The sequence below is a fragment of the Micromonospora sp. WMMD1274 genome (genome assembly GCF_049179035.1).
Lineage (GTDB): Bacteria > Actinomycetota > Actinomycetes > Mycobacteriales > Micromonosporaceae > Micromonospora > Micromonospora tulbaghiae.
Map to the genome: position 1 here is coordinate 2,127,528 of NZ_JBMHMG010000001.1, position 23,682 is coordinate 2,151,209.

Annotated in this window: 22 protein-coding genes; 10 read left to right on the top strand and 12 right to left on the bottom strand. The window is 73.3% G+C overall.

Going from position 1 to position 23,682, the window contains the following annotated elements; translation table 11 throughout:
* Positions 1 to 5 precede the first annotated feature (5 nt).
* Both ACN27D_RS09620 and ACN27D_RS09625 read left to right on the top strand, forming a co-directional pair.
* The gene (locus ACN27D_RS09620; RefSeq protein ID WP_421498946.1) at positions 6 to 983 is read left to right on the top strand and encodes an MmpS family transport accessory protein; all 978 of its coding nucleotides are present in this window, start codon (positions 6 to 8) and stop codon (positions 981 to 983) included.
* Positions 984 to 1,014: 31 nt separating this feature from the next.
* Positions 1,015 to 2,199, top strand: a complete 1,185-nt coding sequence (locus ACN27D_RS09625; protein ID WP_421498947.1) for a pyridoxal phosphate-dependent aminotransferase — start codon at positions 1,015 to 1,017, stop codon at positions 2,197 to 2,199.
* Between the two features lie 56 nt (positions 2,200 to 2,255).
* On the opposite strand, the gene glmM is transcribed toward ACN27D_RS09625, so the two are convergent.
* The 6 genes from glmM to ACN27D_RS09655 all read right to left on the bottom strand — a co-directional run bounded on the left by glmM (position 2,256) and on the right by ACN27D_RS09655 (position 6,898).
* Positions 2,256 to 3,611 carry a phosphoglucosamine mutase gene (glmM, locus tag ACN27D_RS09630; protein WP_421498948.1) on the bottom strand — a complete coding sequence of 452 codons (1,356 nt, stop codon included), beginning with the start codon at positions 3,609 to 3,611 and terminating at the stop codon, positions 2,256 to 2,258.
* Positions 3,612 to 3,728: 117 nt separating this feature from the next.
* Positions 3,729 to 4,193, bottom strand: a complete 465-nt coding sequence (rpsI, locus tag ACN27D_RS09635) for a 30S ribosomal protein S9 (RefSeq protein ID WP_018784602.1) — start codon at positions 4,191 to 4,193, stop codon at positions 3,729 to 3,731.
* A gap of 20 nt (positions 4,194 to 4,213) precedes the next feature.
* Complete coding sequence (gene rplM / locus ACN27D_RS09640) at positions 4,214 to 4,657, bottom strand: 50S ribosomal protein L13 (protein WP_013288574.1); 444 nt, start codon at positions 4,655 to 4,657, stop codon at positions 4,214 to 4,216.
* Between the two features lie 209 nt (positions 4,658 to 4,866).
* A complete protein-coding gene (locus tag ACN27D_RS09645; RefSeq protein ID WP_252449613.1) occupies positions 4,867 to 6,234 on the bottom strand; it encodes an MFS transporter in 1,368 nt (455 codons plus the stop codon).
* A gap of 123 nt (positions 6,235 to 6,357) precedes the next feature.
* Positions 6,358 to 6,651, bottom strand: a complete 294-nt coding sequence (locus ACN27D_RS09650) for a type II toxin-antitoxin system PemK/MazF family toxin (protein WP_120573117.1) — start codon at positions 6,649 to 6,651, stop codon at positions 6,358 to 6,360.
* The gene (locus ACN27D_RS09655) at positions 6,641 to 6,898 is read right to left on the bottom strand and encodes a DUF6364 family protein (protein ID WP_181726592.1); all 258 of its coding nucleotides are present in this window, start codon (positions 6,896 to 6,898) and stop codon (positions 6,641 to 6,643) included. Before ACN27D_RS09655 ends, ACN27D_RS09650 begins: the two co-directional genes overlap by 11 nt.
* 175 nt (positions 6,899 to 7,073) lie before the next feature.
* Between ACN27D_RS09655 and ACN27D_RS09660 the strand changes: the two genes are divergently transcribed.
* Positions 7,074 to 7,541, top strand: coding sequence for a helix-turn-helix domain-containing protein (locus ACN27D_RS09660; protein WP_421498949.1), 468 nt, complete (start codon positions 7,074 to 7,076; stop codon positions 7,539 to 7,541).
* A 40-nt stretch (positions 7,542 to 7,581) separates the two neighbouring features.
* Positions 7,582 to 8,181 (top strand): PIN domain-containing protein, encoded by a 600-nt coding sequence (locus tag ACN27D_RS09665; protein WP_421498950.1) that lies wholly within the window; start codon positions 7,582 to 7,584, stop codon positions 8,179 to 8,181.
* Here ACN27D_RS09665 and ACN27D_RS09670 read toward each other — a convergent pair.
* Positions 8,154 to 8,864 (bottom strand): class I SAM-dependent methyltransferase, encoded by a 711-nt coding sequence (locus ACN27D_RS09670; protein WP_421498951.1) that lies wholly within the window; start codon positions 8,862 to 8,864, stop codon positions 8,154 to 8,156. The genes ACN27D_RS09665 and ACN27D_RS09670 overlap by 28 nt on opposite strands.
* A 147-nt stretch (positions 8,865 to 9,011) precedes the next feature.
* Between ACN27D_RS09670 and ACN27D_RS09675 the strand changes: the two genes are divergently transcribed.
* From ACN27D_RS09675 to ACN27D_RS09695, 5 genes are read left to right on the top strand one after another with little or no spacing between them, the layout of a single operon-like run.
* Positions 9,012 to 11,123 carry a molybdopterin oxidoreductase family protein gene (locus ACN27D_RS09675; RefSeq protein ID WP_421498952.1) on the top strand — a complete coding sequence of 704 codons (2,112 nt, stop codon included), beginning with the start codon at positions 9,012 to 9,014 and terminating at the stop codon, positions 11,121 to 11,123.
* Positions 11,120 to 12,592, top strand: a complete 1,473-nt coding sequence (locus ACN27D_RS09680; RefSeq protein WP_421498953.1) for an FAD-dependent oxidoreductase — start codon at positions 11,120 to 11,122, stop codon at positions 12,590 to 12,592. Before ACN27D_RS09675 ends, ACN27D_RS09680 begins: the two co-directional genes overlap by 4 nt.
* Positions 12,589 to 15,120, top strand: a complete 2,532-nt coding sequence (gene nirB, locus ACN27D_RS09685) for a nitrite reductase large subunit NirB (protein ID WP_421498954.1) — start codon at positions 12,589 to 12,591, stop codon at positions 15,118 to 15,120. The genes ACN27D_RS09680 and nirB overlap by 4 nt, the downstream gene beginning before the upstream one ends.
* On the top strand, positions 15,117 to 15,464 hold the full coding sequence (gene nirD / locus ACN27D_RS09690; RefSeq protein ID WP_120573111.1) for a nitrite reductase small subunit NirD: 348 nt from the start codon (positions 15,117 to 15,119) through the stop codon (positions 15,462 to 15,464). The genes nirB and nirD overlap by 4 nt, the downstream gene beginning before the upstream one ends.
* On the top strand, positions 15,464 to 16,552 hold the full coding sequence (locus ACN27D_RS09695) for a uroporphyrinogen-III synthase (protein ID WP_120573110.1): 1,089 nt from the start codon (positions 15,464 to 15,466) through the stop codon (positions 16,550 to 16,552). Before nirD ends, ACN27D_RS09695 begins: the two co-directional genes overlap by 1 nt.
* An 11-nt stretch (positions 16,553 to 16,563) precedes the next feature.
* Here ACN27D_RS09695 and ACN27D_RS09700 read toward each other — a convergent pair whose 3' ends face one another.
* The 4 genes from ACN27D_RS09700 to ACN27D_RS09715 all read right to left on the bottom strand — a co-directional run bounded on the left by ACN27D_RS09700 (position 16,564) and on the right by ACN27D_RS09715 (position 21,053).
* Positions 16,564 to 17,181 (bottom strand): GTP-binding protein, encoded by a 618-nt coding sequence (locus tag ACN27D_RS09700; RefSeq protein WP_013288586.1) that lies wholly within the window; start codon positions 17,179 to 17,181, stop codon positions 16,564 to 16,566.
* Positions 17,162 to 17,524, bottom strand: coding sequence for a DUF742 domain-containing protein (locus tag ACN27D_RS09705; RefSeq protein ID WP_013288587.1), 363 nt, complete (start codon positions 17,522 to 17,524; stop codon positions 17,162 to 17,164). Before ACN27D_RS09705 ends, ACN27D_RS09700 begins: the two co-directional genes overlap by 20 nt.
* Before the next feature lie 62 nt (positions 17,525 to 17,586).
* Entirely contained in the window at positions 17,587 to 17,994 is a 408-nt protein-coding gene (locus ACN27D_RS09710; RefSeq protein WP_013288588.1) for a roadblock/LC7 domain-containing protein, read from the bottom strand.
* Positions 17,991 to 21,053, bottom strand: a complete 3,063-nt coding sequence (locus tag ACN27D_RS09715; protein WP_421498955.1) for a nitrate- and nitrite sensing domain-containing protein — start codon at positions 21,051 to 21,053, stop codon at positions 17,991 to 17,993. The genes ACN27D_RS09710 and ACN27D_RS09715 overlap by 4 nt, the downstream gene beginning before the upstream one ends.
* Positions 21,054 to 21,500: 447 nt before the next feature.
* Here ACN27D_RS09715 and ACN27D_RS09720 point away from each other — a divergent pair, with 447 nt between their 5' ends.
* On the top strand, positions 21,501 to 22,682 hold the full coding sequence (locus tag ACN27D_RS09720; protein ID WP_121685014.1) for an ABC transporter substrate-binding protein: 1,182 nt from the start codon (positions 21,501 to 21,503) through the stop codon (positions 22,680 to 22,682).
* Between the two features lie 167 nt (positions 22,683 to 22,849).
* Here ACN27D_RS09720 and ACN27D_RS09725 read toward each other — a convergent pair whose 3' ends face one another.
* Entirely contained in the window at positions 22,850 to 23,680 is an 831-nt protein-coding gene (locus tag ACN27D_RS09725; RefSeq protein ID WP_120573107.1) for an ABC transporter permease, read from the bottom strand.
* Between the last annotated feature and the right edge of the window lie 2 nt (positions 23,681 to 23,682).

Genomic DNA, 23,682 nt, shown 5'->3' on the forward strand with positions numbered 1-23,682 from the left:
AGCCGATGTCCGAGACGACCCCCGCCCCCGAACCGGCCTCCGGACCGAGCGACCCGACCGCCGCACCGGCCACGCCGCCGCCCTCCACCTGGACGCCGCCGGACCCGTTGGCCGCACCGCAGCCGTGGACGCCACCCGCGCCCTGGTCGCCGTCCCCGGCCCCGAGCCCTTGGGCCGCACCCGGCCCGGAGAGCGCGTCCGGAACCGGCCCGGCCGCGTCCCCGAGCGACACGGGCCGGCCGGTGGGCGAACCGGGGTGGGCGGCTCCGGCCGACCCGGCCACCACGCCACGCCCGGCCGTCCCACCGGCCTCCGGCGATCCGCAGGCCCCAGACTTCCCGGGCACTCCCGGGTGGCCGTCCCAACCCGGCACCCCGGACCTCCCGGCACAGCCGGCCTGGACACCGGGCGCCTACCCGCCCGGCCCCTACCAACCCGGCGCCTACCCGCCCGGGCCCTACCCGCCGCCGTACGCGTATCCGGGCATGCCGCCGCGCCGCAGCGGCGGTGGCTGGGCGATCGGCCTGGTGATCGGCATCGTCACCGTCCTCGCACTGATCGTCTGCGGCTGCGTCGGGCTGTCCTTCCTCGGCCGCTCCATGACCGACGGGACGGCCTCCGGCGACCGGTACGACGGGCCGCTGTACGGCGAGCCCGACGGATGGGCCGACGAGCCCACCGGTCCCCCGGCCCGACCGGTCACCACCCCGTCCGGCGGACCCGGCAGGTTCACCGTCCTGTACGAGGTCACAGCCACCGACGGCGAGGCGGAGGTGCAGTTCTACGACGCGGACGCGAACTTCCACCAGCCCGGCGCCGTGGACACGCCCTGGCGGCTGAGCCTCACCGCGAACGACCGCGAGCGGGTGCAGATCATCGCGAGCCCCGTCGAGTCCGGCGAGGTGACCTGCCGGATCACAGTCAACGGCAAGGTCGTCTCCACGGACTCGGGCGAGTACGGCGCGACCTGCTTCGGCTGGTGAGCAGTCGGCGGCGGGCCGTAGGCTGGCCGCCGTGACGACGACCGATCCCCTGGTGGCCCGGATGCGGCCGTTCGGCACCACCGTCTTCGCCGAGATGTCCGCGCTGGCCGTGCGCACCGGCGCGGTCAACCTCGGGCAGGGCTTCCCGGACACCGACGGCCCGCCGGAGATGCTCGCCGCCGCGGCCGAGGCGCTGCGTACCGGCCACAACCAGTACCCGCCCGGCCCGGGGATCCCCGCGCTGCGCGCCGCCGTCGCCGAGCACCAGCGCCGGTTCTGGGGTCTGGAGTACGACCCGGACGGCGAGATCGTGGTGACGGCCGGCGCCACCGAGGCGGTCGCGGCGAGCATCCTCGCACTGTGCGAGCCGGGTGACGAGGTGATCTGCTTCGAGCCGTACTACGACTCGTACGCCGCCTCGATCGCGCTGGCCGGTGCGGTCCGCCGCCCGGTGACGCTGCGTCCCGGCGCCGACGGCCGGTACGCGTTCGACCCGGACGAGCTGCGCGCCGCATTCGGGCCGCGTACCCGGATGGTGCTGCTGAACTCGCCGCACAACCCGACCGGCAAGGTCTTCACCGCCGACGAGCTGGCAGCGGTGGCCGAACTGTGCCGGGAGCACGACGTGTACGCGGTCACCGACGAGGTCTACGAGCACCTGGTGTTCACCGACGCCGCCGCGCCGCACGTACCGCTGGCCACGCTGCCGGGCATGCGGGAGCGGACGCTGCGCATCTCGTCGGCCGGGAAGACGTTCTCCTGCACCGGCTGGAAGGTCGGCTGGGTGAGCGGGCCGGCCCCACTGGTGGCCGCCGTGCTGCGGGTCAAGCAGTTCCTGACGTTCGTCAACGCCGGACCGCTGCAACCGGCGGTGGCGGTGGCGCTCGCGCTGCCGGACTCGTACTTCACCGGGTTCCGGGACGACATGCAACGGCGGCGGGACCAGCTCGCCGCCGGGCTGGCCGACGCCGGGTTCGGCGTGCTCGCGCCGGAGGGCACCTACTTCGTCACCGCCGACGTCACGCCGCTCGGTGGCCGGGACGGGGTGGAGTTCTGCCGGGCGCTGCCCGAGCGCTGCGGTGTGGTGGCGGTGCCCACTCAGGTGTTCTACGACGACGTGGAGGCCGGCCGCCGGCTGGTCCGGTTCGCGTTCTGCAAGCGGCCGGAGGTGCTGGCCGAGGCGGTGACCCGGTTGCGCCGCCTGCGCGCGAACTGAACCGCCCGCCGAGGAGATCCCGGCGGGCGGCGTGGCTCAGGCGACCCGGTGTGGCGTCAGGCGACCGGGCTGGCGGTGCGTACCTGCTCGGCGATGCGCTCGGCGACATCGCGCGCGGTGTCCTCGGTGGCCGCCTCGACCATGACCCGGACCAGCGGCTCGGTGCCGGAGGGGCGCAGCAGCACCCGGCCGGTCTCGCCCAGCTCCGCCTCCGCGCGCTCGACCTCGGCCCGGACGGCGGGTGCGGCGGCGCCGACGGTACGGTCCCCGACCGGCACGTTGATCAGCACCTGGGGCAGCTTGGTGACCACGGCGGCCAGCTCGGCCAGCGAGGTACCGGTGGCGGCCATCCGCGCCATCAGGTGCAGGCCGGTCAGCACGCCGTCGCCGGTGGTGGCGTACGCGGGCAGCACGATGTGCCCGCTCTGCTCGCCGCCGAGCGCCAGGCCGGAGGCGCGCAGCTCCTCCAGCACGTACCGGTCGCCGACCTTGGTCTCGACCAGCCGGATGCCGTGCTCGGACATGGCCAGCCGGAGACCGAGGTTGCTCATCACGGTGGCGACCAGGGTGTCCTGGGTCAGCTCGCCGGCGTCCCGCATGGCCAGCGCGAGGATCGCCATTACCTGGTCGCCGTCGACCTCGTCGCCGTCGGCGGTGACCGCGACGCATCGGTCGGCGTCGCCGTCGTGGGCGATGCCGAGGTGGGCGCCGTGCTCGACCACGGCGGCGCGCAGCGCGTCGATGTGGTTGGAGCCGCACTCGTCGTTGATGTTGAGCCCGTCCGGCTCGGCGTGGATGGCGATCACCTCGGCGCCGGCCTCCCGGTAGGCGACCGGTGCGACGTCGGCCGCCGCGCCGTTGGCGCAGTCGACCACGACCTTGATCCCGTCGAGGCGGTGCGGCACGGTGCCGACCAGGTGCTGCACGTAGTGGTCGGCGCCGTCGAGCAGGTCGTTGACCCGGCCCACGCCGGCGCCGATCGGGCGCTTCCAGGCGGTGATGGCGTTGGCCTTCACCGCCTCCTCGATCCGCATCTCGATCTCGTCGGGCAGCTTGTGCCCGCCGGCGGCGAACAGCTTGATGCCGTTGTCCGGCATCGGGTTGTGCGAGGCGGAGAGCATCACGCCCAGGTCGGCCTTGATCTCGGCGGTGAGGAACGCCACCGCCGGGGTGGGCAGCACGCCCACCCGGACCACGTTGGCGCCGGCGCTGGTGAGCCCGGCGACCACCGCCGCCTCCAGCATCTCGCCGCTGGCTCGGGTGTCCCGGCCGACCACCGCGAGCGGCGGATGACTCTTGTCGGTCTCGGCCAGCGTGTGGGCCGCGGCCACCGCGACCGCCAGCGCCAACTCCGGGGTGAGATCCGCGTTCGCCCGCCCGCGTACGCCGTCCGTGCCGAACAACCGGCCCATACCCGCCAACCTCCGTGGAACTGCCGATGAGAGGAGAGAAACGCGGAACGGCCGGCCCGCCTCCCGGAAGGGGAGGCGAACCGGCCGTCCGTCAGAAGTACAAGACGCTTGTGGTGATCAGCGCTTCGAGTACTGGGGAGCCTTACGGGCCTTCTTGAGGCCGTACTTCTTGCTCTCCTTGACCCGGGCGTCACGGGTCAGGAAGCCGGCCTTCTTCAGGGCCGGGCGGTCGTCGGGCTCGCTGACGATCAGCGCCCGGGCGATGGCGAGCCGCAGCGCGCCGGCCTGGCCGGTGGTGCCGCCGCCACGCAGGTTGGCGATCACGTCGAACGCCTCGGGCTTCTCGGCGGTGACCAGCGGGTCCTTGATGAGCTGCTGGTGCACCTTGCTCGGGAAGTAGGCCTCGAGGTCGCGGCCGTTGCAGGTGATCTTGCCGGTGCCCGGCACGATCCGGACCCGGACGATGGCTTCCTTGCGCCGACCCACGGTCTGGATCGGGCGGTCACCACGGGGCGCGCGCGCGACGGGCGCCGGCGCCTCGGTGGCCTCGGGGGCGACCTCGGTGGCGGTGATGTCGGTCATGCTGCTTCCTTCGCCCGCGCTCACTGCGCGATCTGCTTGATCTCGAACGGCACCGGCTGCTGCGCGGTGTGCGGGTGCTCGGCACCGGCGTAGACCTTCAGCTTCTTGAGAAGCTGACGGCCCAGCTTGTTGTGCGGGAGCATGCCCTTCACGGCCAGCTCGATGGCCCGCTCGGGCCGCTTGGTCAGCAGCTCGTCGTAGCCGACCCGCTTCAGACCACCCGGGTAACCGGAGTGGCGGTAAGCGACCTTGGTCTGGCGCTTGTTGCCGGTCAGCGCGACCTTGCCCGCGTTCACGATGACGACGAAGTCGCCCGTGTCGACGTGCGGCGCGAAAGTCGGCTTGTGCTTGCCACGCAGGAGCGTGGCGGCGTGGGTCGCCAGGCGGCCCAGCACGACATCAGAGGCGTCGATGACGTGCCACTGACGCTCGATCTCACCCGGCTTCGGGCTGTACGTACGCACAGGTCTACCTTGTCTCGTCGTCGGTCTGGGGTCGCGCGCCGAGGTGACCAGGAGTTCCCAGCCGGACCAGCGCGCACGAACGACCAAGCGTACCTGATGCGGCACGCCTAAGAATGTCGTACAACAGCAGGCAACGATACCCGGCCGCCCGGCGGCAGGTCAAAACGGGGTCGCGCCGTGCGTGGCCTGCGGGTTCGTCATGGCACAGGTCACACGCCGACCAGGGTACGCGGTCCAGGACGCAGGTAGACCACCCAGGTCACCAGGAAGCAGAGCGCGTACCACCCGATGAAGGCCAGGTAGGCGGCGTCGGCAGTGCCGGATGTCAGGAACGACTGCCGGAACGCCACGTTCACCAGCACCCCACCGGACGCGCCGACCGCGCCGGCGATGCCGATCACCGCGCCGGACAGGCGCCGGGCCCGCCGCTGCGCCGCCTCCGGGTCGCCGGTCAGCTCACTCTCCGTGACGGCCCGGGCCCGGAAGATCGCCGGGATCATCTTGTACGTCGAGCCGTTGCCGATGCCGGAGAAGACGAACAGCGCCAGGAACCCGGCCAGGTAGAGCGGGAACGACCGCTCCCGGGCGGCGTACAGCACCAGCCCGGCGCCGGCGGCCATCGCCACGAAGTTCCAGAACGTCACCCGGGCCCCGCCCAGCCGGTCGGCGAGCTGACCGCCCACCGGCCGGATCAGCGACCCGATCAGCGGGCCGAGGAAGGTCAGCCAGGCCGCGTCGACGGGCGTCGGGAACCGGTCGTGGAACTGGAGCTGGAGCACCTGGCCGAAGGCGAACCCGAAGCCGATGAACGAGCCGAACGTGCCCACGTAGAGCACCGACATCACCCAGGTGTGCGGGTCGCGGGCCGCCGCGCGCAGCGCGCCGGGCTCGTTGCGCGCCCCCGGCACGTTGTCCAGCCAGCGGGCCGCGGCCAGCGCGGCCAGCACGATCAGCGGCAGGTAGACCGCCGGCACCAACCGGGGGTACGCGGCGCCGGCCGTCGCCAGCACCGCCAGCCCGACCAGTTGCACGGCCGGTACGCCCAGGTTGCCGCCGCCGGCGTTGAGCCCCAGCGCCCGGCCCTTGAGCCGCTCCGGGAAGAACAGGTTGATGTTCGCCATCGACGAGGCGAAGTTGCCGCCGCCGACGCCGGACAGGCAGGCGAGCACCATCAGCGTGGCGTACGACACCCCGGGCTCGATCAGCACGGCCATCGGCACCGCCGGTACGAGCAGCAGCAGGGCACTCACGATGGTCCAGTTCCGGCCGCCGAACCGGGCCACGGCCAGCGTGTACGGCAGCCGCAGCACCGCACCCAGCGCGGCCGGCACGGCGGTGAGCAGGAACTTCCCGGCCGGGTCGATGCCGTACTCGGGGCCCAGGAACAGCACCGTCACCGACCAGAGGCTCCACACGGAGAAGCCGACGTGCTCGGCGAAGATCGAGACGTACAGGTTGCGCCGGGCCACCCGGGCGCCACCGGCCGCCCAGAACGCCGGGTCCTCCGGCCGCCATTCGGTGAGCCGGCCGGCGGTGGTGGCCGGCGGCGTGGTCGGTGCGGAAACGAGCGTGCTCACTGACGGACTCCTCCTCGTCGATGACGAGGCGACGCTCTCAGCCCGTGGTTTCCCCGGCGTGCCCCGCACGCGTCGGCCCGGCAACGGAGATCGCACGTCCGCCGGACGGCGCCGGTGAGGCGGTCACAGCTCCTGGAGGATCCGCAGCGCCCGGCCGACCCGCTGCATGGTCTCGGTGTCGGCCACGTCCACGCACTCGGTGAACCACTTCTTCATCGGTGAGGAGATCCGGTCGGGCATCACCACGTACGGGCCCATCCGCACGGCGAGCGGCGAGTCACGCAGCAGCGACTCCTCGACCACCTCGGCCACGATCACGATCGGCACCGCCGTGGCGTTGTAGACGTCGGAGCTGATCACCAGGCCGAACCGTTCCCGGGCGCCGGAGATGCGCCAGACCTCGCCCCTACGCAGCACGCGGACGCCCGCCGAACAGGGCGTCGTCGACGAGCGCGGCCTCCTGGGCGTCGGCCAGGGCGGCGGATTCCAGGTCCAGGCCGGCCCGGCCGACCGCGTCGGCGTGCGCGGTGAAGACCTCGCGCAGCGCCTTCTCCCGGGCGGCCTGGTCCATCCAGGCGGAGAGGGAGAGCCCTTCCCGCTTGGCGAACCGGCGCGCCTCCTCGATCGTCTCGTCGGAGAACGACAGCGTCACCTTGGCGGTCATGCCGCGAAGACTACCCATCGGTATGACCAGCAGTCATCCTCCTCCCCACCGATCGGGGATTAGGACATCATCAGGTGAAACAACCGAAGCCAGTTGCGGATATTGCACTTGGACGCGACGATGGTGTCAGTCCGAACGGTTGGGACGCGAGCCACGTCTGCCACAGGGAGCCGTCATGAGCCTCAGCACCGGCATGGCCGCCTCGGTCATGCCCACCGAGGGAGCGGAGCGCCGGAAGGCAGCCGCCATGGAGGAGTTCCTCGTGCGGCACCCCCTTGCCGCAGGCGGGGGCGTGGCCCGCCTCGTCTCGGCGGACGGCGAAGAGGTCGACGTTCCCGCCCAGATGTTCGACGTCCTCCATCAGATCTCGGCGATGCTCGCCCGCGGCGACGGCGTCGCGATCAGCGCCGTCTCCCGCGAACTGACGACGACCGAGGCGGCGAAACTGCTCGGCATGTCCCGCCCCACACTCGTCCGTCTGGTGGAGAACGGGTCGATCGCGTCCCACCGGGTCGGGAGCCACCGGCGCCTCTTTCTCCGCGACGTCCTCGCTTTCCGGCAACGACAGATGGAAGAGCGACGGAAGTCGTACGAGGCCCTGATGTGGGAGTCCGACGCGCTGGGCTTCACCGACGACGTGTAGTTCCCGGACCGGCCAAGGGGCGCTGGGTAGGGTGTCCACTGTGATCCCCAGCGCCGCCCTGGTGTTCCTGGACGCGAACGTTCTCTATTCCAGGACCCTTCGCGACTGGATCAGCCTTCTCGCGCTCGAAGGCGACTGCGCCGTCTTCGATCTGCGGTACAGCGAGGACGTCCTGGCGGAATGGATGTACCGCCTGCGCCGCAAGCGGCCCGAGCATTCCGAGCAGGCGATCGGTGGGCAGCGGCGTCGTTTCGTCCAGGCATTTCCGTACGGCCTCGTCACCAGCTATTCGCCGAACGACGTGCCGTGCCCGCCGGACCCGGACGACCGGCATGTCCTGGCCGCCGCCGTCCATGGCCGCGCCGACATCCTGGTGACCGACGACCGGCGCGCCTTTCCTCCGGAATGCGTACGGGAATCCCTGTCGGTCCTCACCGGCGACGAGTTCCTCGGCTGGGCGGCCGACCGTTCGATGCCCCTGGTTCTGCGGGCATTGGCGCGGCAGATCGACTACTACCGGCGCAGCCTCGTTTCAGAGGACAAGGACGCGGTCGAGTTGATCGCCCACTTACGGAAGGCCGGCGCACCCCGTTTCGCCGAGCGGCTCGAGAATCATCTCGCCGGTCCCCCCGGCCGCTGACCGCCGAAGACCGCGAAGCGCCATTCCTTGAAGAAGCAGTCCACGTCCACCAGTCCCGCCTCGGCCAGCCACCGGCACTGATCGGCCACCGGGGCCGGCCGGTCGTGCCGCATCCGCTCCCGCGCACCGGCGATCTCCTCGGCGTCGGAGCCCAGCTCGGTGATCCGCGCCGTCCACACCTCGTCGTAGCGGCGGTCCAGCGTCGGGGTCGGTCCGGCCACCTGCTCGGCGTTGACGAACACCCCGCCGGGGACCAGCGCCTCAGCGGCCCGCCGGTACAGCGCCCGCTTGCCGGAGTCGTCGAGGTGGTGGATGGCCAGCGCGGACACCACGGCGTCGTACCGGCCGGCGGGCAGCGGGTCGGCCAGGTCGGCGTGGACCGTGCGGTGCGGCACGCCCCGGGCGTCCAGGTGCCCGGCGGCCACCGCGAGCATGCCGGGGGCGCCGTCCACGAGCGTCAGGCGGACCCCGGGGACGGCTGCGGCCAGCAGCAGGGACAGCAGGCCGGTGCCCGCGCCCAGGTCCAGCACCTCGGGGGTACGCCCGGCGGCGAGCGCGGCGCGCAGCGGCGGCGCGGCCACCTCGACAGCGGTGCCGTAGAAGGCGTCGAAGCAGGGCACCAGGCGGCGCCGGGCCTGGTCGTAGCTCCCGGCCACCGCGTCGAACGCGTCCGCCACGCTCATCGGAGCCTCCCGTTATTTGAGACAAGTTTCCCACATTGTAAACCCCGCGGAGGACGACGTCACCCACGTGCGGTGTGAAGCGGTCGTGACAGGACCGAAACAGAGCAGACCCGGACCGGAAACCGCCCGACGGCACGCTTTTCCGACATGACAGACGGTGCACGCACGGCGACGCGAACGGGGTCACGCCCCGTCGAGGCCGCCACGCACTGCCCGTACTGCGCGTTGCAGTGCGGCATGGTGCTGCGCGCCACCGGTGACGGTGTCGAGGTCGCCGCACGCGACTTCCCCACCAACCGGGGCGGGCTGTGCCAGAAGGGCTGGACCGCTGCCGACCTGCTCGACCACCCGGAGCGGCTCACCGGGCCACTGCTGCGCGACCGGCCCGGCGGCGAGCTGCGGCCGGCGACCTGGGACGAGGCGCTGGACCGCGTCGCCGCCGGGGTCCGGGACGTGCAGCACCGCCACGGGCCGGACGCGGTGGCCGTCTTCGGCGGCGGCGGACTCACCAACGAGAAGGCGTACGCGCTCGGCCGCTTCGCCCGGGTGACGCTGCGGACCCGGCACATCGACTACAACGGGCGCTGGTGCATGTCGTCGGCCGCCGCGGCCGGGATCCGGGCGTTCGGGATCGACCGCGGACTGCCGTTCCCGCTCGCCGACCTCGGCCGCGCGGACACGCTGCTGCTGGTCGGCGCGAACCCGGCCGAGACCATGCCACCGCTGATGCGGCACGTCACCGACCTGCGGGAACGCGGCGGTCGGCTGATCGTGGTCGACCCGCGCGCCACCGCCACCGCCCGCCAGGCCGACCTGCACCTGCAACCCCTGCCCGGCACCGACCTCGCGGTGGCGAACGCGCTGCTGCACATCGCGCTCACCGAGGGCTGGCTGGACCGGGCGTACGTCGCGGAGCGGACCACCGGCTTCGACGAGGTCCGGCGGACGGTGGCCGGCTACTGGCCGGCGGAGGTGGAACGACTCTCCGGCGTGCCGGTGGCCGACCTGTACGCGACCGCCCGTGCTCTGGCCACAGTGGACCGTGCGGTCGTCCTCACCGCGCGGGGCGCCGAGCAGCACGCCAAGGGGGTCGACACGGTCACCGCCTTCATCAATCTGGCGCTCGCCCTGGGCCTGCCCGGCCGTCCCGGCTCCGGCTACGGCTGCCTGACCGGGCAGGGCAACGGGCAGGGCGGCCGGGAGCACGGGCAGAAGGCCGACCAGCTCCCCGGCTACCGGCGTATCGACGACCCGGCGGCCCGGGAGCACGTCGCCGGGGTGTGGGGCGTCGACCCGGACGCGCTGCCCGGGCCGGGCGTTCCGGCGTACCAGCTCCTCGACGCGCTCGGCACGCCGTCGGGCGCGCGGGCGCTGCTGGTGTTCGGTTCCAACCCGGTCGTGTCCGCGCCCCGCGCGGCGCGGGTCGAGTCCCGGCTGCGTGCCCTGGACCTGCTCGTGGTGGCGGACTTCGTCCGCTCCGAGACGGCCGAGCTGGCCGACGTCGTGCTGCCGGTCGCCCAGTGGGCCGAGGAGGACGGGACGATGACCAATCTGGAGGGCCGGGTGTTGCGCCGCCGGGCGCTGCGCGAACCACCCGCCGGCGTCCGTACCGAGCTGGCGATCCTCGCCGCGCTCGCGGAACGGCTGAGCGGCGGCGGGACGCCGTTGCCGGCCGATCCGCGCGAGGTGTTCGCGGAGCTGGGCCGGGCCTCGGCCGGCGGGCCGGCCGACTACGCCGGGATCACCTGGGACCGGATCGACGCCGACACCGGCGTGTTCTGGCCCTGTCCGGACCGGGACGGCCCGGACACCCCCCGGCTGTTCGCCGACCGCTTCCCCACCCCGGACGGCCGGGCCCGGTTCCACGCCGTGACCCACCGGCCGGCCGCCGAGCCGGTGTGCGCCGACTACCCGCTGCACTTCACCACCGGCCGGGTGCTCGCGCAGTACCAGTCCGGCGCGCAGACCCGGCGGGTGGCCGCGTTGCGCCGCGCCGCGCCGGGCGGCTTCGTCGAGCTGCATCCCGACCTGGCGGCACGGATCGGCGTGACCGACGGGGCGCCGGTACGGGTGGTCTCCCGCCGGGGTGAGCTGCGCGCACCGGCCCGGCTCAGCACCGCGATCCGGCCGGACACCGTCTTCGCGCCGTTCCACTGGCCCGGCGCGCAACGCGCCAACTCGGTCACCAACGACGCCCTCGACCCGGTCTCCGGGATGCCCGAGTTCAAGATCTGCGCGGTCCGGGTGGAGGCGGCATGAGCGAGCACATCGTCGTCGTCGGCTACGGCATGGCCGGCGCCCGCCTCGCCGCCGAGCTGCACGCGCGCGGTGGGGACCGGCGGATCACAGTGCTCGGGGCGGAGCCGCACCGCGCGTACAACCGGATCATGCTCTCCACGCTGCTCGCCGGACGCATCGGCGAGCCGGACGTGGAGCTGGTCGAAGCAATCGGGCCGGAGGTCGGGGTCCGCACCGGCGCGGCGGTCACCGCCGTGGACCGGGCCACCCGCGAGGTGGTCACCGACGACGGCGAGCGGCACGGGTACGACCACCTGGTGCTCGCCACCGGCAGCCGGGCCGTGGTGCCGCCGCTGCCGGGCCTCGCCCCGCTGCCCGAGCGGGTCGTCCCGTTCCGCACGCTCGGCGACTGCCGCCGGATCCTCGCCGCCGCTGAGGGCGCGCGGCGCGTGATCGTGCTCGGCGGCGGGCTGCTGGGGCTGGAGGCGGCCCGCGGGCTGGCCGCCCGGGGTCTCGACGTGACTGTGGTCCACCCGGTCGGGCACCTGATGGAACGCCAGCTCGACCCGCCGGCCGGCGCGGTCCTCGCGGGCACGCTCGCCGGCCTGGGCGTCCGGTCCCGGCTCGGGGTGCCGGCGACCGCCGTGACCGCCGGCGCCGACGGCGTCCGCCTGCACCTGGGCGACGACGAGACGCTCGCCGCCGACCTGCTGGTGCTCTGCTGCGGGGTACGCCCCGACACCGCGCTCGCCGCGGCGGCCGGGCTCGCCGTCGAGCGGGGCGTGGTGGTGGACGACCGGATGCGGACGAGTGATCGGCGGATCTCCGCGATCGGCGACTGCGCGCAGCACGACGGCGCGCTGACCGGGCTGGTCGCGCCCGCCTGGGCACAGGCCCGGGTGGTGGCCGACGTGCTGACCGGTGCGGACCCGCTGGCCCGCTACCGGCCCCGGCCGGCGGTGACCCGGCTCAAGGCGGCCGGCATCGACCTGGCCGCGATGGGCGACGTGGCCGGCACGGGCGACCCGGGCGGGCCGGTCGAGGAGCTGACCTTCGCCGACCCGGCCCGTGGCACCTACGCCCGGCTGCGCATCCGGGACGAGCGGCTGACCGGCGCGATCCTGCTCGGCGACAACCCGGCGGTCGGCACCGTGGTGCAGCTGTTCGACAGGGGCGCGCCGGTGCCGGCGGACCGGCGTTCGCTGCTGCTCGGCCGGGCGTTCGGCGAGACGCCGGCCGGGCCGGCCGCTTCACCGGCGCTGATGCCGGACGCCGCGACCGTGTGCCGGTGCAACGACGTGAGCAAGGGCGCGCTGGTGGCGTGCTGGCGGGCGGGCGCCCGGACGGCGGCGGCGTTGTCCGCGGTGACCCGGGCCGCCACCGGCTGCGGCAGCTGCCGGGACGCGGTGGCGGGCATCGCCGGCTGGCTCGCCGAGGCGGATCCGTCCACAACCGACGAGGTACGCGAGACGGTGGAGGTGGCGTCATGACCGAGCGGATCAGCAGGCTGGTCGTCGTCGGCAACGGCATGGTGGGGCAGCGCTTCGTCGAGGCGCTGCGGGCCAGGGACACCGACGGGCGGTGGCGGGTCACGGTCCTCGCCGAGGAACGGCGTCCGGCGTACGACCGGGTGCGGCTCTCGGCCGTCTTCGACGGGGTGGACGCCGACGAGCTGACGGTGCACACCCCCGACGCCGGAGTGGACCTGCGCCTGGGCGAACCGGCCACCGGCGTCGACCGGGCCCGGCGGGTGGTGACCACGGCGGCCGGTGAGTACCCGTACGACGCGCTGGTGCTCGCCACCGGCTCGTACGCGTTCGTGCCGCCGGTCGACGGCACCGACCTGCCCGGCGTCTTCGTCTACCGGACGCTGGACGACCTGGCCGCGATCCGGGAGCACGCCCGGGGCCGCCGCACCGGTGCGGTGATCGGTGGCGGGCTGCTCGGGCTGGAGGCGGCGAACGCGCTGCGGCTGCTCGGGCTCGCCACCAGCGTGGTCGAGTTCGCGCCCCGGCTGATGCCGGTGCAGGTGGACGAGGCGGGCGGCGCGATGCTCCGGCGGTACGTCGAGGAGCTGGGCGTCACGCCATACCTCGGGGTGGCCACCACGGCGCTGCGGCCCGGGCCGGACGGCACTGTGGCCGCGCTCGACCTGGCCGACGGGCGCACGCTCGACGCGGAGCTGGTGGTGGTCGCCGCCGGGATCAGGCCGCGCGACGAGCTGGCCCGCGCGGCCGGGCTGCCGCTGGGCCCGCGCGGCGGCGTGCTGGTGGACGCGGCCTGCCGGACCGCCGACGAGCGGATCTGGGCGGTCGGCGAGTGCGCGGCGGTGGACGGCGTCTGCCACGGACTGGTCGCGCCCGGGTACGCCACCGCCGAGGTGGTGGCGGACCGGCTGCTCGGCGGCGCGGCCACGTTCCCCGGCGCGGACACCGCGACGAAACTCAAGCTGCTCGGCGTGGACGTGGCCTCGTTCGGTGACGCGCACGGCGTCACCCCGGGCTGCCTCGACGTGACGTACACCGACCCGGCCACCCGCTCGTACGCGAAGCTGGTCCTCTCCGACGACGCGCGGACGCTGCTGGGCGGCGTGCTGGTCGGCGACGCGAGCGCGTACCCGGCGTTGCGGGCCAGTGTCGGCGGGCCGCTGCCCGCTCCCCCGCTGGCCCTGCTGGCGCCGGCCGGCGGCGCGGGCGCCGGTGCGGGCGCGTTGCCCGCCGGCGCGCAGGTCTGCTCCTGCAACGCGGTGACCCGGGCCGACCTGGACGCGGCCATCGCCGGCGGCGCGGCCGACGTGCCGGCGCTGAAGGCGTGCACCCGGGCCGGTACGAGCTGCGGCTCCTGCGTGCCGATGCTCAAGCAGCTGCTGGACGCCGCCGGGGTACGCCAGTCGACCGCGTTGTGCGAGCACTTCGACCACAGCCGGCAGGAGCTGTTCGACCTGATCCGGGTGCGGGGCATCCGCACGTTCTCCCGGCTCGTCGCCGAGCACGGGCGCGGGAGCGGATGCGACATCTGCAAGCCGGTGGTGGCCTCGATCCTGGCCTCGCTGGGCACCGGGCACGTGCTCGACGGTGAGCAGGCGTCGCTCCAGGACACCAACGATCACTTCCTGGCGAACCTGCAACGCGACGGCAGCTACTCGGTGGTGCCGCGGATTCCCGGCGGGGAGATCACCCCGGAGAAGCTGATCGCGATCGGCGAGGTGGCGCGCGACTTCCGGCTGTACACGAAGATCACCGGCGGGCAGCGGATCGACCTGTTCGGCGCGCGGGTCGACCAGTTGCCGCAGATCTGGCGCCGGCTCGTCGACGCGGGCTTCGAGTCCGGCCACGCGTACGGCAAGGCGCTGCGCACGGTGAAGTCCTGCGTGGGCGACACCTGGTGCCGCTACGGCGTACAGGACTCGGTGGGGCTGGCGGTCGCGCTGGAGCTGCGGTACCGGGGCCTGCGGGCGCCGCACAAGCTCAAGTCGGCGGTCTCCGGCTGCGCCCGGGAGTGCGCCGAGGCCCGGAGCAAGGACTTCGGGATCATCGCCACCGAGAGCGGCTGGAACCTGTACGTCGGCGGCAACGGCGGCTTCCGGCCCCGGCACGCCGACCTGTTCGCCACCGACCTGAGCACCGCCGAGCTGGTCACGCTGATCGACCGGTTCCTCATGTACTACATCCGCACCGCCGACCGGTTGCAGCGCACCGCCGCCTGGGTCGAGGCCATGGACGGCGGCCTGGACCACCTCCGGTCGGTGCTCGTGGACGACTCGCTCGGGCTCTGCGCCGACCTCGACGCGGCGATGGCCCGGCACGTCGCGAGCTACTCCGACGAGTGGCGCGACGTGCTGGAGGACCCGGACCGGCTGCGCCGCTTCACCTCCTTCGTCAACGCGCCCGACGTGCCCGACCCGTCCATCACGTTCACCCAGGAACGGGGCCAGCCGGTGCCGGCCCGGGGCGCGCCCCCGGACGGCGGACACCGCCGCCAGCCCGTCGTGCTGGGCCTGCCGGAGGTACGCCGATGAGCCCCGTCGTCACGCTGGACTGGACCCCGGTCTGCCCGCTGGACCGGCTCGACCCCGACCGGGGTGTGGCCGCCCTCGTCGACGGCGTACAGGTCGCGGTCTTCCGCACCGCGCACGGCCTGTACGCGGTGGACAACCTCGACCCGGTCGGCGGCGCGTACGTCATGTCCCGGGGCCTGGTCGGCAGCCGGGGCGGGGTGCCCACGCTCGCCTCGCCGCTGCACAAGCAGGTCTACGACCTCACCACCGGGCGGTGCCTGGACCTACCGGGCGTGACGCTGCGCCGGCACCCGGTGCGCTGCCGGGACGGCCTGGTCGAGGTGCGGTTACGGCAGGAGGAATGATGCGGGACGAGCTGGCCGGCTTCACCATCGGCGTCACCGCCGACCGGCGGCGCGACGAACTGGCCGCGCTGCTCCAGCGGCGCGGGGCGCGGGTGGTGCTCGCCCCGGCGCTGCGGATCGTCCCGCTGGCCGACGACACCGACCTGCGTGAGGCCACCCGGGCCTGCCTGGAACACCCGCCGGACGTGCTGATGGCCAACACCGGCATCGGCATGCGCGGCTGGCTGGAGGCGGCCGAGGGCTGGGGGCTGGCCGAGCCGCTGCGCACCACGCTCGCCCACACGTACGTGGTGTCCCGCGGTCCGAAGGCGACCGGTGCGATCCGGGCCGCCGGGCTGCGCGAGCACTGGTCCCCGGAGTCGGAGAGCTGCGACGAGGTGGTCGAGCACCTGGTCCGGCGCGGGGTGGCCGGCCAGGTGGTGGCGATGCAGCTGCACGGCGAGCGGCAGCCCGAGTGCGCCGACGCGCTGGTGGCGGCCGGCGCCACGGTGATCGAGGTGCCGGTGTACCGGTGGGCGCCGCCGGCCGACCCGGCGCCGCTGCACCGGCTCATCGACCTGGTCGCCGGGCGTCTCGTCGACGCGGTCACGTTCACCTCGGCACCGGCGGCCGAGGCTCTGCTGCGGGCGGCCGGTGACCGTACCGAGACGGTGCTGGAGGCGCTGCGCGGCGACGTGCTGGCCGGGTGCGTGGGCACCGTCACCGCCGAGCCGCTGGTCCGGCGCGGGGTGCCGGTGAGCGCGCCGAGCCGGGCCCGGCTGGGCGCCCTGGTCCGCACCATCGTCGAGGAACTGCCCCGGCGCACGGTCTCGGTGAAGGCGGCCGGGCACGTGCTGACGCTGCGTGGGCACGCCGCGGTGGTGGACGGGGAACTGCGTCAGCTGGCGCCGGCGCCGATGGCCGTGCTGCGGGCGCTGGCCGCGTCCCCCGGGAAGGTGCTCTCCCGCACCGCGCTGCTGCGTACGCTGCCGCGCGGTGCCGACGAGCACGCGGTGGAGATGGCTGTCGCCCGCCTGCGGGCCGGCCTGAAGGCGCCCCGCGTGGTGCAGACGGTGGTCAAGCGGGGGTACCGCCTGCGGGTCGACTGACCCGCAGGCGGTCAGCCGACCGAGGCCGGGTAGCCGTGCTCGGCCTGGAGGCGGAGCATCGCGTGCTCGACCACCGTGACCAGCACCTGCTTGACCGAGTCCCGCTGGCGGGCGTCGCACAGGACCATCGGCACGTCCGGGGAGATGGCGAGCGCCTCCCGGACCTCCTCCAGCTCGTAGTGCGGCGCGTCGCCGAAGCGGTTCAACGCCACGACGTACGGCAGCTTGCGGTTCTCGAAGTAGTCCAGCGGCGCGAACGCGTCGGTGATGCGGCGGGTGTCCACCAGCACCGCGGCGCCCACCGCGCCCCGGATGATCTCGTCCCACATGAACCAGAAGCGGGTCTGGCCCGGCGTGCCGAACAGGTAGAGGATCAGATCCTCGGCCATGGTGATACGGCCGAAGTCCATGGCGACCGTGGTGGTCTCCTTGCCCGGCACCTTCGACGCGTCGTCGATGCCCACGCCCGCCGCGGTCATCAGCGCCTCGGTGGTCAGCGGCTGGATCTCGGAGATCGCCCCGACAAGTGTCGTCTTGCCCACGCCGAAGCCACCCGCGATCACGATCTTCGCGGAGATGATCTCCCGGCCGCGGTTCACCCCGTCGGGGTCATAGTTCGCGAAGTCCACTTAGCACCCTTCCAAGCAGGTTCATCCGCGCCGCGAAACCCGTCGCGGGAGCGGCAGTGTGTAGCGTCAGCAGGCCCTCGGCCACCATGTCGGCGACCAGCACCCGGGTGACGCCCAGCGGCATCCGGGTGTAAGCGGCGATTTCCGCAAGCGACTGCGCCCGGCCCTCACAGACCGAGGAGATGCGGTACTTGTCGTGCCCGGCGAAGCGCGCCTCGGCAGACTGCGTAGGCGTGCTCGACAGCACCGCTTCGAGCGCGATGTTCTGCAACGGCTCGGTGCGGCCCCGGGTGACCGCGTACGGCCGCACCAGCGCGCCACGTGGATCACGTCGCGGGTCCATCTCGCGATCACCTCCCCTCGTTCGGAGCCGCACCGGCTCCGGTCGTCAGCTCCCCGGCCCGATCAGGACCGGACCGCGTCTCTCGGCAGCGGGACCAGTGCCTGGCCGACCCGCTCGACCAGCAGCGCCATCTCGTAACCCACCTGGCCGACGTCGCAGCTGCGCGCCGCGAGCACGGCCATCGACGAACCGTCGCTGATGGACATCAGGAACAGGTAGCCGCTGTCCATCTCGATGACGGTCTGCAACACCCCGCCGGCGCTGAACATCCGCGCCGCGCCCTCGGTCAGGCTCACCACGCCGGAGGTGATCGCGGCGAGCTGGTCGGCCCGGTCGCCGGGCAGGTCCCGGGAGGAGGCGAGCAGCAGCCCGTCCGCGGACACCGCCACCACGTGCGCGATGCCCGCAACGCTGTCGGCGAAGTTGGTGAGAAGCCACCCCATGTCCTGCATGGCCGCCGGCCTGTTCATCGGTTCGTCTCCTTGGTCGAGGTGCTGTTCAGGTCGGCGCCGGCCGTACGGCCCCGCTGGACGCCACGGTGGTAGGCGGAGAGCAGACCGCGTACCTCGTCCGGCGTGCGCCGGCTGCGGTCCCGGCCGCTCTTCGGCTCTATCCCGCCGGGCACGAGCTGGGCCTGCGGCACCCGCTTGGGCAGGCCGGAGCGGGTGGTGCCGCCGGTGGTGGGCTCCGCGGCACGGCTGGCCCGCGACCAGCCCTCGTCGGCCGCCGTACGCCAGGCCTCCGGGTCGATCGGCGGCGTGGGCGCGGGTGCGGGCTCGGCGGCGGGCGGCGCCGGGGGCGGCGTCGCGGCCGCCGGCGGCGTGGACGGAACCTCCGGCGGGCTGTACGCGGGCGGCGTGGTCGACGTGGTCAGCCCCGACGCCTGGGCCCCGGGGGTACGGGTGGGCAGCTTCGGACGAGCCGACGCCGCGGGGGGCGCCACGGCCGGCTGCGCCGGCGCGGGCGGCTCGTCGAACGTGGGACGGGTGAAGATGGTGGTCTCGTCCTCTCCGTGCGAACGGAACCAGACCGCCTCCATCTCGCGGAATATCGGCGCCTCGGCCCGCTGCTCGGGCCGGGCCACCACCGGCGTCGCCGGGGTGCTCTCCACCGCCGGCGCCGCGGCGAGCGGCTGGTAGGCCGGAGGTGCGGCCTGGGTCGCGGGTTGCGCGCTCTCGACTCCCGGCGTCCGCTTGGGCAGCGGGTCGAGCGCCGGGTACGCCACCGTCGGTCCGCCGGCCGACCAGCCCGCTCCGGAGACCGGAGCCGGTGCGGTGGCGGGCGCCGCGGCCACCGGGGCGGGCGCCGCCACGGTGGGCAGCGCGCCGGTCGCCCCACCCAGATGTACGGCGGGCGTGGTGTCGCGCGTCTCGCCGGGCGTCTGCCACCTGGACGGCGGGGCGGTGCTCGCCCCGCGCCACCCGTCGGCGAGCGTCGCGGTTGCCGCGCCCCGCCCGGCGCCGGCCAGCGCGTCGGCGGCGCCGGCCTGGCTGAGCGGCGACTGCTCGACGGCGAGCGGCTGACGCGGCCGGGCCAGCGGGGCCTGGCCCCGGTTGGCCGGCAGCACCACTGTCGAGTTCGGCAGCGTGACCTGGGCGACGGTGCCGCCCTCGACGTTGCGGCGCAGCTCGACCCTGATCCCGTAGCGGGAGGCGAGCCGGCTCACCACGGCCAGACCCATCAGCCGGAACGCGGCCACGTCGACGGTCGGCGGCGCGGCCAGGCGCCGGTTGAGCGAGTCGAGCTGGTCGTCGCTGAGGCCCAGACCACGGTCCTCGATCTGGATCAGCACGTAGTCGCGGATCCGGCGGCCGTCGGCCACCACGCTGGTGTTCGGCGGCGAGAACCGGGTGGCGTTGTCGAGCAGCTCGGCGACCAGCCGGACGACGTCGTTGACGGCGTGCGCGGCGACCGAGATGTCGGTGTCGACGGTGCCGAACTCGATCCGGTTGTAGAGCTCGACCTCGGACTGCGCGGCGCGCAGCACGTCGACCAGGAGCGCGTCGTCGCGACGCGGCACGGCCGAGTCGGCGCCGGCGAGCACCAGCAGGTTCTCGTCGTTGCGGCGCATCCGGGTGGCCAGGTGGTCCAGCTCGAACAGCTGCGCCAGCCGCTTCGGGTCCTCCTCGGAGCGCTCGATCGCGTCCAGCTCACCGATCATGCGGTCGACCAGGCTCTGCGAGCGGCGGGCCAGGTTGAGGAACATCGCCGAGACGCTCGTCCGCAGCGCGGCCTGCTCGGCCGCGACCCGGACCGCCTCCCGGTGGACCACGTTGAAGGCCACCGCCACCTGGCCGACCTCGTCGCGGTTGCTCAGCTTGATCGGATCCCGCACCTGCTGGACGATCTCGTCCACGCCGCCGTCACCGATGGCGTTGACGTTCTGGAGCCGGCTCACCGCGTCCGGCAGGTCGTGGTTCGCCACCGCGAGCGCGCCCTCGCGCAGCCGGCGCAGCGAGTCGTTGAGCGAGCGGGCCAGCACCACGGCGAGCGTCACCGCGACCGCGAGCGTGAGCAGCACGAGCAGGCTCTCCACGATCGCCTGCCGGATCACGTCGGCGCGTACCTCGTCGGCGTCGGCCAGCATCTCGTCCAGGAGCTGGATCTCGGCCCACCGCATCAGGTCGTCGACCGCGCCGATGGCGGCGGACGCCTCGTCGCGGGTGACCAGCGAGGGTCGTTCGATCGAGCGGGAGATGTCGCCCGCGACCCGGTCGGCGAGCTGGACGGCGTCACCGGAGACGGTGCGGTCCACCAGCGCCCGCTGGCTCGGCGTCGCGGTCCGGGAGAAGGTGAGCAGCGCCTCCTGCTGACCGGTGAGCGTGGCCACGAAGGACGAGAACTGCTCCTCGTCGATCTGGCCGCCCTCCAGGGCGGTGAAGGCCACCGCCTGCTCCTCGGCCACCTCGGCCTTCGCATGGGCGAACGCGGCCACCGCGCGGCGGGCGTCGGCCAGGCTCTCCGCGCCCGGCTGCTGCGCCAGCGCGTCGCCGTACGCGACCAGGTCGTCCAGCACGATGCCGTAGCGCAGGGTCGCCTCGGCCACCGGCATCTGCAACCGGTCCAGCACCTCCTGGCGGGTGCCGTTCAACGTGGACAGGTGGGCGTCGATCACCTTGAGCTGGTTGCTGATCGCGCCCGGCACCTCGCCGAGCTTGCTCCGCTCCTCCTGGTACGCCGCGATGCGCTCGTCGGTCTGGCGTACCCGCAGGTTGTACGCGTCCGGCTTCTGGTTCGGGTCGGCCAGGAAGACCGCCGCCGCCATCCGCTCCTTGTGCAGGTCCTGGGTGAGCGCCGAGACGTCGACCGACACCGCGCTCAGCGACCGGACCCGGTCCGCCTCGTACGCGCCCTGACCGACCGAGATGAGTCGGATAGTTGCCAGCGCGATGACAGCCGCGACCGGAACGACCAGGATGAGGGCGAGCTTGGAGCGGATCCGCGCGTCGCGCAGCCTGGGCAGGCGCCGGCGCCGGTTCGGCTGTTCGGCGTTGGGGCTCCCGGGCAGGGTCGTAGGTCCGGTGCTCACGACATCGCCTCCGTCGTTTCTTCCACGCGCGACCCGCTGACCCGTGCCTGGTGCAGCGGCCACCGCCACGCGCGGCACGGCCGCGATTTCATCAGACGAGATCCTGTTTGGGAAGCCGCAGTGAGGCAGGAAACGGTCGCGGCCGACGCATCCCGGGATCCGATCACCTAATACCTTCTTTTCTCCAACCCCCTGATCAGGGGATGTCACTCCAGAGTGGTCACGCGCTTCTGTGCAGTAATTGTCAGTTAATGTTCCGTGTCCCCAGCATGTGGGATGACCGTCCCGAAACAGCACTCGTCAGCCCGGCTTGACCACAGGCCTCGGCATTGGCAAGGTTTTGCAGGCTTCGCGCACACCGTACGGCAAACCAATCCCGTTCCTCCACTGAGGACGGACGAGCGGCGGTGATCGGGCGTCGGCCCGCGCCGCACCTGGAGGACTGAGTTGAGCCCCATCCGCTCCGCGAGCATCGCGGCGCTCGCATCGGCCGTGCTGGCCACCACGCTCACCGGCTGCGGGATCGGCGGGGAACCGCAGGACACCAGCCCGATCGTGATCGCCGCCGACCTGGAACTCTCCGGCGCCTCGGCGCCCGTCGGCAAGGTCTACCAACGGGCTCTGCAACTGAAGGTCGAGCAGTTGAACGCCTCCGGCGCACTGGGCGGCCGGAAGATCGATCTGCGGGTCAAGGACAACCGCTCGGACGCCGCGGAATCCTTGCGGAACATCAATGATTTCAGCGGTGACTCACGCGTGAGCGCCGTCATCATGGGCGGTTGCAACGAATGCGCCGTCGGCGCGGCCCGCACGATCGGTGAGAAGCGCATTCCGACGATCGCACTGGGTTCGTCGAGCGCCATCACCGAGCCCGTGGCCGAGCGTCGATATGTCTTCAAGCTCGCCCCGAACGCCACCGACAGCGCCGCCGCCCTCGCCGGCGAACTGGACCGGCGCAACATCCGCAAGGTGGCGTTGCTGCACAGCGCCGAGGGTTACGGCCAGGAAGGGCTCGCCGCCCTGCGCCGCGAACTGAGCAAGACCCCGGTCAAGCTGGTCGGCAACGAGTCGGTGCGGGTCACCGACACCGAGGTCGGCACGCAGATCAACGAGCTGATCGCCGGCAAGCCGCAGGCACTGGTCCTGTGGACCACGCCGGAGCAGGCGATGCTCGCCGCCACCACCGCCCGGCAGAGCAAGTTCCGCGGGTCGCTGTTCTTCGACGCCACGGCCGCCGGGGACCTCTTCCTCGGCCCGTCGGCCCGCTCCACGGACGAGGCGACGCTGATCTTCACCCAGACCATGGTGATCGACGACGTCATCGCCACCACCCCGGCCAAGGCCGCGCGGCGGCAGTGGTTCCAGGACTACACCGCCCGGTTCGGCGGCTACAACGGCTTCTCCTCGTTCGCGGCGGACGCGGTCCAGTTGATCGCCGACGCCGAGCAGCGGGCGGGCGGCGAGCCGGGCAGGGTCGACCGGGAGGCGCTGCGCGACGTGCTGGAGACCTCGCAGCTCGACGGGCTGTCCGGCCCGATCCGGATGACGCCGGACAACCACTCCGGGTTGATGCCGCAGGCGTTGACGACGCTGGTGGCTCGTGGTGGTCGTTGGCGGCTCGCTGGCTGATTGCTTGGTTGCGGTGGGGGTGTGGCCCCACCGCAACCGGCTCCGGGCGGTCAAGCTTGATCCCTGCGCCGGTTGCGGTGGGGCCACACCTGTCGTGGGCGGCCAGCACCCGCGGGTTGAGGTTTCCTTCCGGGTGTCCGGTCGACGCCGGGTCTTCGGGTCAGTGGCTAGCGGGCTGAGGTGGTGGCCCGCACCCAGGGCAGGGCCAGGCGCTCGACCAGGCTCAGGACGGCGTAGAGCACGATGCTCATGAGCGCCACCAGCACGATCGCCGCCCACGCGGTCGCGGTGTCGCCGACGCCGTTGTACTGCAGGATCTGGTAACCCAGGCCCGGGCGGTCGGAGTAGAACTCCCCGATCACCGCGCCGATCGCGGCCAGCGGCATGGCCACCTTGAGCCCGACGAAGATCTGCGGCAGCGCCGCCGGGAAGCGCACCTTGCGGAACGACTGCCACCACGAGGCGTTGAGCGACCGGCCCAGCTCCGCCAGATCCGCCGGGGTGGTGGTCAGCCCGGTCGCGGTGGAGAGCACGATCGGGAAGAAGCAGAGCAGGAACACCATGGTCAGGATGGGTTTCTGCCCCCAGCCCACCGCCACCACCAGCAACGGCCCGAACGCGATCTTCGGGACCGCGTTCACCGCCACCAGCAGCGGCGCGAACATCCGCTCCACCCGCCGGGAGGCGGCCAGCGCCATCCCGATCAGCACCCCGGCCACCGACGAGAGCAGGAAGCCGAACAGGGTCATCCAGGTGGTGATGCCCAGCGCGGGCAGCAGCACCTCGGTGGTGCTCGTGAGGGACTTCCCCACCGCCTGCGGCGGGGGCAGCGCGGCCGGGTGCACCAGGTTCAGGCCCGAGGTGACCAGCCACCAGGCCGCCACCGCGATCACCAGGCCCAGCGCCGGCAACCCGACCGCCGCCGGGCGTACGGCGATCCCGCGCCGGACCGCCGGGCGCGGCGGCGCCTCCGGCCGGGCCTCGGTCGACTGTGTCAACG

What these genes read in the sequence shown, in the direction of transcription:
- ACN27D_RS09620 (WP_421498946.1), top strand. Translation starts at nt 6, where the DNA reads ATGTCCGAGACGACCCCCGCCCCCGAACCGGCCTCCGGACCGAGCGAC.
- glmM (WP_421498948.1), bottom strand. Translation starts at nt 3,611, where the DNA reads ATGGGCCGGTTGTTCGGCACGGACGGCGTACGCGGGCGGGCGAACGCG.
- ACN27D_RS09680 (WP_421498953.1), top strand. Translation starts at nt 11,120, where the DNA reads ATGAGCGAGCACATCGTCGTCGTCGGCTACGGCATGGCCGGCGCCCGC.
- ACN27D_RS09705 (WP_013288587.1), bottom strand. Translation starts at nt 17,524, where the DNA reads ATGGACCCGCGACGTGATCCACGTGGCGCGCTGGTGCGGCCGTACGCG.
- ACN27D_RS09695 (WP_120573110.1), top strand. Translation starts at nt 15,464, where the DNA reads ATGCGGGACGAGCTGGCCGGCTTCACCATCGGCGTCACCGCCGACCGG.
- ACN27D_RS09670 (WP_421498951.1), bottom strand. Translation starts at nt 8,864, where the DNA reads ATGAGCGTGGCGGACGCGTTCGACGCGGTGGCCGGGAGCTACGACCAG.
- ACN27D_RS09660 (WP_421498949.1), top strand. Translation starts at nt 7,074, where the DNA reads ATGAGCCTCAGCACCGGCATGGCCGCCTCGGTCATGCCCACCGAGGGA.
- rpsI (WP_018784602.1), bottom strand. Translation starts at nt 4,193, where the DNA reads ATGACCGACATCACCGCCACCGAGGTCGCCCCCGAGGCCACCGAGGCG.
- ACN27D_RS09675 (WP_421498952.1), top strand. Translation starts at nt 9,012, where the DNA reads ATGACAGACGGTGCACGCACGGCGACGCGAACGGGGTCACGCCCCGTC.
- nirD (WP_120573111.1), top strand. Translation starts at nt 15,117, where the DNA reads ATGAGCCCCGTCGTCACGCTGGACTGGACCCCGGTCTGCCCGCTGGAC.
- ACN27D_RS09710 (WP_013288588.1), bottom strand. Translation starts at nt 17,994, where the DNA reads ATGAACAGGCCGGCGGCCATGCAGGACATGGGGTGGCTTCTCACCAAC.
- ACN27D_RS09655 (WP_181726592.1), bottom strand. Translation starts at nt 6,898, where the DNA reads ATGACCGCCAAGGTGACGCTGTCGTTCTCCGACGAGACGATCGAGGAG.
- nirB (WP_421498954.1), top strand. Translation starts at nt 12,589, where the DNA reads ATGACCGAGCGGATCAGCAGGCTGGTCGTCGTCGGCAACGGCATGGTG.